The organism is Brevibacterium picturae, assembly GCF_030453725.1.
Lineage (GTDB): Bacteria > Actinomycetota > Actinomycetes > Actinomycetales > Brevibacteriaceae > Brevibacterium > Brevibacterium sandarakinum_A.
Map to the genome: position 1 here is coordinate 1 of NZ_JAKDJU010000121.1, position 9,171 is coordinate 9,171.

Below are 9,171 nucleotides of genomic sequence, written 5' to 3' on the forward strand. Positions count from 1 at the left end.
CGGGCACCAGGTGCACGATGACCAGTGCGCCGATGAGGTTGGCAGCCAGCAGGATCCCGACGAGCGGGGTCAGGGCGCCGAGGATGAGCAGCGCACCGCCGATGAGCTCGACGAAGGTGGCGAACGGTGCCGCGATGTCCGGCAGCGGCACACCCATCTGGGCGAAGGACTGGGTGGTTCCCGAAACAGTCCACTCATTGAACTTCTGCCAGCCATGGGCGATGAAGATGACGCCGAGGGCGATCCGGGCGAGGACGGTGATGATGTCGCGGGCGATGGTCGGGAATCCAGTCGTGGCGTACACAGCGATCTCCATAATTGATTGAAAGTGCAACTACACCGTATTCTGAGTTTATGTCAGGGAGCTGAACATCCGCCCCCGCCCGGGAACATCCTTGGCCGACCCCGGGCCGACCTCAGGCGGCCCGACCCCGGGCCGGCTCACTCCATGCTCATTCCCTTCGCCGGAGCGATCCGGGACATCGAGCGGGCGGGGATCGCCGAGGCGAGCACCGCCGCGATGATCGTTGCCAGGGCGATGAGGCCCAGCTGGATCGGGGGAACGGAGAGCACCGGATCGGTCGTGCCTGCCGTGAGCGAGGAGGTGCCCACCCAGCCGAAGAACGTGCCCAGCACGGTCCCGAAGACGAGCGCGATGACGGCCATGAGCAGGGATTCGGTCGTGATCATCCGCGACATCGCCCGCCGCGTGAAGCCGAGGGCACGCAGCAGTGCACCCTCCCGACGACGGTCGATGACCGAGAGCGTGAGCGTGTTGCTCACCCCGATGACGGCGATGACGACTGCCGCGGCCAACAGACCGAGGACCACCGTGAGCGCGACTTGGAAGACCGAGGCATATTGGGCCCGGGTCAGTGCGGCACCAGCATCGCTCGAGGTCCCGACGGCGTCGAGTTCGGACGTCAGCGCCTCGATCTGGGACGTCGAAGCGTCATCGGCGATTCGCACCCAGGTCTGCTTCTCTGCCGAGCTGCCGGCCGCCTCGGCGATCGCGGCGGAATCCGCGCCGCTGACGAGGGCAGTGCCCGTCGGCACGCTGCGGGAACCGACGACGGTGAGAACGATGTTCTCGCCCCCGATGCTCACGGTTGCACTCTTGCCGTCGATGTCCTCCGCGGCGGCATCGATGCCCAGAGCCGACGGTGCGAGAAGGACTGTGCCCTCGTCGACATCGAAGCCCTCGCTGCGGACCACCGGAGTGTCCGCGGCTTCGTCGGCGCTCGTGACCGCCAGCTCTCCCGAGCCGGAGAAGCCGTCGACACTTACCGAGGCGGCAGGGGCAGGGACCGTGGTCCGGTCTTCGGCGATGTCGGAGCCGTCGAGGACGGACTCCACGTCGCCGCCCGATTCTGCGACGACGAGGTCGACCGGGGTGTCACCGGCGGTGGCGAGCTCGAGGGTACGCTGCAGACTGGCCGAGCCGACGACGACAGCGGTCACCAGAGTGATGCCGATGAGCAGGGCGCCCGTCGTCGACGCCGTGCGTGAACCTGCGGAACTCGCTGAGCGCCCGGCCAACAGCACCGCCGGGGACCGCCCGGTCACCGCCCCGATGAGGCGGGCGAGCCACCCGACGAACGGCGGCACGAACACCCGTGCTGACACGAGCATCGCGACGAAGAGGGCGAAGCAGCCGAGAATGCCGAAGACGACCGACTGCTCGAGGGCTCCGTAGAGACTCAGTGTGACGCCGATGCAGGCGAGCACCAGACCCAGGACCGCCCGGGCCCAGGGAACGCGGCGGTTGGCGGCGGGAACGTCGACCGGCCGCAGCGCTTCGATGGGGGAGACCCGCGAGGCACGGACAGCGGGGATGAGACCGGCGGCCACAGTCACGGCGATGCCGACGGCCGGGCCGAGAAGCAACGCCGTCCAAGAGAAGGAGACATGAGCGAACTCGGGGATCCAGAACGCTCGTGCTGCGGCCGTGAGACCCCAGCCGATGAGGAATCCGAGGCCGACGCCGACGGCCGAACCGACGACGCCGAGGGTGAGGCCCTCGACGAGGGCAGCGCCACGGACCTGCTGCCGCGAGGCACCGACGGCGCGGAAGAGCGCAAGCACACGGATGCGTGAGGCCACGAGCACCTGGAACGTGTTCGAGATGACCAGAGCTGCGACTCCGGCCGAGAGGAGCCCGAAGGCGATGCCGACAGTCGAGAGGAAGTCCGAGGCTCCGGAGAGTTCGTCGACCTGATCCGCGACGACTTGGTCTACGGTCTGGACCGACACGCCCTCGTCGAGTCCGGCAGACTCGAGTGACGACGTGACCGTCGCGGCGAGATCGGCGCGCTCGGTGCCGTCGGCGGCGACGATGCGCACGGCCTCGGGCATGAGCTCTGTCGGCGCCTTCTGCAGCCCGGCTTCGGTGAGGTAGAGGGCGAGCCCGGTGCTCGAGGAGCCGGGAATGATGCCGGAGACGGTGAAGGAGGGGCCTTCGCCATCGCCGCTTCCGGATGCGTCGAAGGTCGACAGGGTCAGCGACTCCCCGACATCGACCCCGAGCGTTTCGGCATCGGCAGCGCGGAGCATGATCTCGCCCGCCCCGCTCGGGGCCGATCCCTCCTCCGGCTGTAACTGCCCACCCTGCGGAACGTTCGTCACGTTCGCGGTCACGGTGGAGGACGCCGAGGTGACCGAGACGTAGCCGGATTCGGTGAGCTGGGCGGACTCGGCACCGTCGACATCGGCGACGGCCTCGCGGAGGGATTCGCTCAGCGCAGAGCCCTCCGCGGGTGCTGTGGGGTCATCCGCCGCGTCCGCGGTGATGGCGACATCGGCACCCGACCACTGGGCGCGGACCTGGTTGCGCAGCGTGTCGCCGAAGGCCTGTGAGAACAGGAGCGCGGCGACGATGAAGGCCACCGATACGGCGATGGCGATGCCGGCGGCGATGAGTCTGCCGGAAGCGCTGCGGAGATTGGAGACGGCGAGGCGGATCATCGAGCACCTCCACCGTCGGCGGAGGCGACCTGCATGAGGGCCGAGGCCACGGTCTCCGGTTCGGGGTCGGAGAGTTCGCCGGCGAGGCGTCCGTCGGCCAGCAGCACCACCCGATCGGCGCGTGAAGCGGCCACCGGATCGTGGGTGACCATGACGACGGTCTGGCCCAGCTCATCGACCGAGGAGCGCAGGATCCCCAGGACTTCGGCCCCTGACGTCGAGTCGAGGTTGCCGGTGGGTTCGTCGGCGACGATGACGTCGGGTTGGGCGACGAGGGCTCGGGCGACTGCCACGCGCTGCTGCTGGCCGCCGGAGAGTTCATGAGGGCGGTGGCGCAGTCGATCGCTGAGGCCGAGGAGATCGACGATGCGGCGGAAGAAGCGCTTGTCGGTCCGCCGGCCCGACAGATGCGAGGGCAGCAGGATGTTCTCCTCGGCGTTCATCGCCGGAACGAGGTTGAAGGCCTGGAAGACGAATCCGATCCGGTCGCGGCGCAGAGCCGTGAGCTTGCGGTCGCTGAGGCCGGAGATCGCGGTGTCGCCGATGACGACCTCCCCGGAATCGGGGGTGTCGAGTCCGGCGAGCATGTTGAGCAGTGTCGACTTCCCCGATCCCGAGGGGCCCATGATCGCGGTGAAGCGTCCGGCCTCGATGTCGAGGCTGAGGCCGTCCAGAGGCAGCACCTGCGCGTCGCCTGCGCCATAGCTCTTGCGCAGGTCGATCGCTCGGATGGCCGGCCTCGGTGAGGGGTGCCGGTGCGGCGGATCGCGATGATCGCCGGAATCGGCGGTCGGCGGGATGGTGGGCTCTGCCGGAGTCGGTGATGAGTTCATGCCTCCAGCTTCGTCGCTGTCGAGACCTGGCACATCGGACCGGAGGATGGTCTTTGCCCTGCCGCGGACCGACCGCGGGACGGGCAGGTCATACCAGGGGATGACATCGGCGCAGGGAGTCAGCCGTGTGCATGGACGAGGCCGGCTTCGTAGGCGAGGATGACGGCCTGGACCCGGTCGCGGGCCTCGAGTTTCATGAGGATGCGTCCGACATGGGTCTTCACGGTCGGTTTGGCCAGACAGAGCTCATCGCCGATCTCGGTGTTGCTCAGCCCGGAGGCGATGAGGGTGAGAACCTCGCGCTCCCGCGGCGTCAGTGACTCCAGGCGCTGTGCTGCGGCCTCGTCGAGCAGACCGGCCGCGGACGGGCTCTCTGCCGGCTGTGGTGCCGACTGTGTGGCCCGGTCGCAAAGATCGCCATCGCCGAGGTGGGCGAGCAGCTGTCTGTCGAGCAGTCTGCGGGTCGTGCTCGGAGCGATGACCGCTCCGCCGTCGATGACGGTGCGGATCGATTCGAGGAGGATCTCAGGCATGGTGTCCTTGAGGAGGAACCCGGAAGCGCCGCGGCGGAGGGCCCGCAAGGCGTATTCGTCCTCATCGAATGTCGTCAGCACGACGATCTTGGGAGTTCGGATCTGCCCGGCATCGGCCAGGGCGAGGATCTGCTCGGTGGCGGCGATGCCGTCCACGCGCGGCATGCGCACATCCATGAGCACGACGTCGGGTTCCACGGTTCGAACTGTGGTCACTCCGTCGTCGCCGTCGGCGGCCTGTCCGGCGACGCTCATGTCGGGTTGGGAGTCGATGACCATGGCGAATCCCGTGCGCACGAGGGCCTGGTCGTCGATGAGCACGATCCGCAGAGCGGCGCCCGGATTCGTCTGCGTCTGGGTCTCGGGCGGGGTCATCGGGCTGTCTGTGAGTCGGTGTCTGCGGTGTCGGCTGTCGGGGCACGGCTATCGGCTGTGATGTCGTTCGTCCCCGTTGTTGTGTGGTTCGAATCGTCCGCCTGGGAGCCCTCACGCAGGGGGAAGCGAGCCTCGACGACGAAGCCGGTGGCAGTGCCGAACGTGCTTCCGGTGACGCTTTCCGAGGACAGGCCGGCGTCACGTCCGGCACGCGGCCGATTCGCATCGGGCAGTCCCGTGGAGCGGATGGGCCGCGCAGTGAGGGTGCCGCCGTAGAGAGCGGCCCGCTCCTTCATTCCGGTGATGCCGTTGCCGCGGGAGCGCAGCTGCGCGGAGTCAGAGGTTTCGGCGTCGGGGGTCTGCCCGGCTCCGTCATCGCTGATCCTGGCGACGAATTCCCGCGTTTCGAGGTGCAGCGACACATGGGCACGAGCGATGCTGCCGGCGTGTTTGAGCACATTGGTCAACGCCTCTTGGACGATGCGGTACACCGCCAGGCCGGCACCGTCGGGCAGCGAGGTGTCGTCGACCTCGTCGATGCCGCCGATGGACACGGGCAGACCGGCGGAACGGATGTCGTTGATGAGGCGTCTGATGTCGGCGACGCCGGGCAGCGGCGCGGCACGGCGGTTGTCCTCGTCGTCGGCGCGGAGGAAGCCCAGCAGCGATCGGGTCTGCTCGAGTGCTTCCCTGCCCGTGCGGGAGATCGTCTCGAGCGCCCCGACCGCCGCCTGCGGGTTCGCTGACGCCGCGTAGCGTCCGCCGTCGGCCTGAGCGATGACGACGGAGAGAGAGTGGGCGATGACGTCGTGCATCTCCCGAGCGATGCGCATCCGTTCGGCATCGGTGGCCAGACGCGTCTCGGATTCGCGTTCATGTTCGAGTAGGCGGTTGCGTTCCCGGATCCCTTCGATCTCACGGCGCCGTCGGTAGCCGACTCCGCCGAGCAGCCAGGCGGTGAGCACGATCGAAGCGCAGAGGGCGACGACGGTGAACATGACCAAATACTCACCGAAGTCCACAGGCCGCGCATCCGGTCCGACCGTCGACTGCAGAGAGACGAGGTAGAACCACAGGCCGAGCAGGCACGCCCCCACCAGTCCGAGACCGAGCACGATCTGGCCGTGGCGGCGCGTGCCCCAGGCGGTCGTCGAGTAGATCGTCAACGGCACGGCGATGATGCCGATCGTGGGACCGAGCATCGTGAGTATGCTGAGCAGACAGGCGAGGGCGATGAGCATCGAACTGAACAGCGGTGCTGTGCGCCGCAGGGCCAATGGGAGCGTCTGGAGCAGGACGATGGCGACTTGGAAGAAGGTCGGCAGTGCCGTGAACGTGGGCGTCTCGGCACCTGCCAGAATCGTCGTGACGGCGATGTAGGCCAGCGGGAGCACCCAGATCAGCGCATCGGCCACCCAGGGGTGCGCGGCGAGCAGCCTGCGTGCGCGGTGGAGACGACTGTCAGGGTCCGACGGGGGTGCGGCCTGCTGGCCGCGGGCGGCGGAGAGTCGGTCGTTCATGGGGCTCATGCTAGTGCGAAGGCGAACCGACGCGCATCATACCCAGGGCTGATCAGTCGGCAGGGCGTCGGTCGTCGACGGGGTCTGCCCGGGGAGATTCTGAGGGCGGGCCGGGAGCTCATCGGACGATTGCGGGTCGCAGCAGCAGCCAGCTGCCGACAGCGGAGGCGACGATCACGGCACCGGCGGCGACGACGAGCCACCAGAGTTCGAAGGCCGCGATGAGCTCAGCGAGATCGGCGATGACGACGAGCAGTGCGATGCCGACGACGAGCAGGAGTCCGACGGCGATGAACTGCGGGCCCCGCGCGCCGAACCGCACCCAAGAGGCGCCGAAGACCCCGCCGATCGTGAGTGCGGTGAGGACGCCGAGGAAGACGGTGAGGAGCAGCCGGGTCGTGTCGCCGGCCCCGAGCACGTGGACATCGAAGATGTAGAAGCCGACGAACCAGTGGTCGGTGACCTGCTCGAGGGCATTGAGCACGGCGAAGATCACCGCGATATAGGCCGCCGTCAGGGCATACCAGGCGAGGGTGCCGGTGACGAAGGCTCGCCTGGTCGTGCCCAACGTCAGGGCGAACGGGAACGTCGTGGCCACGGAAGCGACTCCGAAGTACACGAGGAACCCGACGAGCGCATACACGATGCCGGGATTGGCCTGCGATCCCTGGATCCATCCCGGCGTTCCGGGAAGACTGCCGGCACGCCAGAACACGAGTGAGATGCCGACCGAGATGAGGGCGACGGTCCCGGCGATGAGCAGTGGTGTGATGAAGGTGTTGAATCGCTGATTCAGGTGGAGCTTGACGGTCGAGGTGATCGCATTCATGATCATCGTCCCTTCGTGATCGATGTCGGCTGGTCTGCTGCGGATCAGCGCTCGGCACCGTAGGCGGCGACGAGTTGGGGCAGGGTCACGGGTGCGATGCGGACGCCGGCTGCCTCGGCCGCGGCAGCCGTGCCCTCGTCACTGGCGCCTTCGACGGTCACGGACTTGAGCCCGGAGACGCTGTGGGTGTGCAGGATCGTGCGCTCGGTCGAGAATCGATCGACGACATCGACGGGTCCGCTCATGGTGAATGCGAGGTCCGCGATGCCATCGCGTTCCCGGTCGACTCTCACGCGTCCGCGATCGACGATGACGACCCGATCGAAGAGCCCCTCCGATTCCTCGATGAGGTGGGTCGAGAGGACGATGGTTCGGGGGTGGTGGGTGTAGTCGCGGAGCAGCACCTCATGGAACACGGAGCGTGCGGTGACGTCGAGACCGAGGTAGGGCTCGTCGAGCAGCGTGACGGGTGCCCGGGATGCGAGCCCCAGGACGATTGCGACGGAGGAGAACTGCCCGCGCGAGAACTTCCTGATCGGCGTCCTCTCCGGGATGCGCAGCCTGTCGACCAGCTCGGCCGCGATCTGAGGATTCCAGTTCGGAGCGAAGTCGCCGGCGATGCGCAGCACATGACGGAGCCGGTAGCCGTCCGGGTAGGCCTGATTGTCACGGACGAACATGATCTTCGACAGCGTCGTCTCGTTTTCGAAGGGGCGCTGGCCGAAGACCGTGACAGTGCCGGTGCTGGGGTGGTCCTGGCCGGCGATGATCGACATCAGAGTGGTCTTGCCCGAGCCGTTGCGGCCGAGGAGCCCGCAGATGGAGTCCTCCGGGATGGACAGGTCGACCGAGTCGAGTGCGGCCGTGCGCCCGAATGTGCGATTCATGTCCTGAAATTCGATGGCAGTGGTCATGGCGGATCCTCCGTCTGTGACTGTTCTGTCGGTGGCCGGTCCGTCGGCGACCGATCCTTCTGTGGCTGCGCGGTGAGCTCTTGGTCGATCATCCGATGCAGCTCGTGGGAATCGATGTCGAGCATGTGCGCCTCGGCCAGCAGCGGTTGCAGATACCGGGTGCGGAAGTCTTCGCGGCGACGTTCGCGAAGCAGCTGTCGAGCACCGGCGGCGACGAACATCCCGAGTCCGCGCTTCTTGTAGAGGACTCCGAGATCGACGAGGAGGTTCACGCCTTTGCTCGCCGTCGCCGGATTCACCTGCAGGAAGAGCGCGAGGTCGGTGGCTGATGGCACTGCTGCCTCTTCCGGGTAGACGCCTGCGGCGATGTCGTCAGCGATCTGAGCCGCCAACCGCTGGAAGATCGGACCGTCGCTGCTGAACATGGTGCCATCATAGTCCATTAGTCCACTAATGTACTAGGGGTCTATGGTGATGAGTTCCCGAATCCGCTCAGTCCGCGGGGGTTCGCGCGCCGGCCGTGTGCGCGGGGACTCGTGGGCCGGTCGGTGTGAGTGGGGCCGAGGTCGGGGCGCACGATGTGCTTGGTCGGGGTTCTGCGGCACAGGTAGAATGTGAGCTGGGCCACTGAGTGTCTCACCGACACCGATGTGGCGTCCGTCTGCTGTCGAACACTCGAGCGGGAGGTAGCCATGACCCCGGAGACGGCCGTGAGCGCGGAGTTGGCCGTCGAGGCCACCGGTCTCGTCAAGCACTTCAAAGACGTCAGGGCCGTCGACGGTGTGGATCTGCGCGTGCCCGCGGGCTCGGTCTACGGTGTCCTCGGGCCCAACGGTGCGGGCAAGACCACAGTGGTGCGGATGCTGGCAACGCTGCTGAGACCGGACGCCGGCACCGCGCGGGTGCTCGGTTATGACATCGTCGCCGACGCCGATGATGTCAGATTCAACGTCGGGCTGACCGGACAGTTCGCCTCGGTGGACGAGGACCTCACCGGGTCCGAGAACATCAGACTGCTGGCTCGCATGTACGGGTTCACCGGAGGTGAGGCACGCGAACGTGCCTCGGGTCTGCTGGAGGCCTTTGAGCTGCGCGAGGCGGCGCACAAGCCGGTCAAGTCCTACTCCGGAGGGATGCGTCGGCGCATCGACCTGGCGGCAAGCCTCGTGATGAGCCCGAAGGTGCTCTTCCTCGACGAGCCGA

At 67.4% G+C, this 9,171-nt stretch carries 9 protein-coding genes; 1 reads left to right on the plus strand and 8 read right to left on the minus strand.

Going from position 1 to position 9,171, the window contains the following annotated elements:
- The 8 genes from L0G76_RS11525 to L0G76_RS11560 form a co-directional block, all read right to left on the minus strand.
- On the minus strand, nt 1-304 hold a 304-nt coding region (locus L0G76_RS11525; protein WP_304357352.1), incomplete at its 3' end, for a DoxX family protein.
- A gap of 137 nt (nt 305-441) precedes the next feature.
- Nucleotides 442-2,964, minus strand: coding sequence for an ABC transporter permease (locus L0G76_RS11530; RefSeq protein ID WP_304357353.1), 2,523 nt, complete (start codon nt 2,962-2,964; stop codon nt 442-444).
- Nucleotides 2,961-3,797, minus strand: a complete 837-nt coding sequence (locus tag L0G76_RS11535; protein WP_304357354.1) for an ABC transporter ATP-binding protein — start codon at nt 3,795-3,797, stop codon at nt 2,961-2,963. Before L0G76_RS11535 ends, L0G76_RS11530 begins: the two co-directional genes overlap by 4 nt.
- 119 nt (nt 3,798-3,916) lie before the next feature.
- Nucleotides 3,917-4,705: a response regulator gene (locus tag L0G76_RS11540; protein WP_096159620.1), complete on the minus strand. Its 789-nt coding sequence runs from the start codon at nt 4,703-4,705 to the stop codon at nt 3,917-3,919.
- Nucleotides 4,702-6,225 (minus strand): sensor histidine kinase, encoded by a 1,524-nt coding sequence (locus L0G76_RS11545; protein WP_165771026.1) that lies wholly within the window; start codon nt 6,223-6,225, stop codon nt 4,702-4,704. The genes L0G76_RS11540 and L0G76_RS11545 overlap by 4 nt, the downstream gene beginning before the upstream one ends.
- A gap of 118 nt (nt 6,226-6,343) precedes the next feature.
- Nucleotides 6,344-7,054 (minus strand): hypothetical protein, encoded by a 711-nt coding sequence (locus L0G76_RS11550; RefSeq protein ID WP_096159998.1) that lies wholly within the window; start codon nt 7,052-7,054, stop codon nt 6,344-6,346.
- A 44-nt stretch (nt 7,055-7,098) separates the two neighbouring features.
- Nucleotides 7,099-7,968, minus strand: coding sequence for an ATP-binding cassette domain-containing protein (locus tag L0G76_RS11555; protein ID WP_096159616.1), 870 nt, complete (start codon nt 7,966-7,968; stop codon nt 7,099-7,101).
- Nucleotides 7,965-8,393: a GntR family transcriptional regulator gene (locus tag L0G76_RS11560; protein ID WP_114384900.1), complete on the minus strand. Its 429-nt coding sequence runs from the start codon at nt 8,391-8,393 to the stop codon at nt 7,965-7,967. Before L0G76_RS11560 ends, L0G76_RS11555 begins: the two co-directional genes overlap by 4 nt.
- 267 nt (nt 8,394-8,660) lie before the next feature.
- Between L0G76_RS11560 and L0G76_RS11565 the strand changes: the two genes are divergently transcribed.
- Nucleotides 8,661-9,171: ATP-binding cassette domain-containing protein (locus L0G76_RS11565; protein WP_304357355.1), on the plus strand; the 511-nt coding region annotated here is incomplete at its 3' end.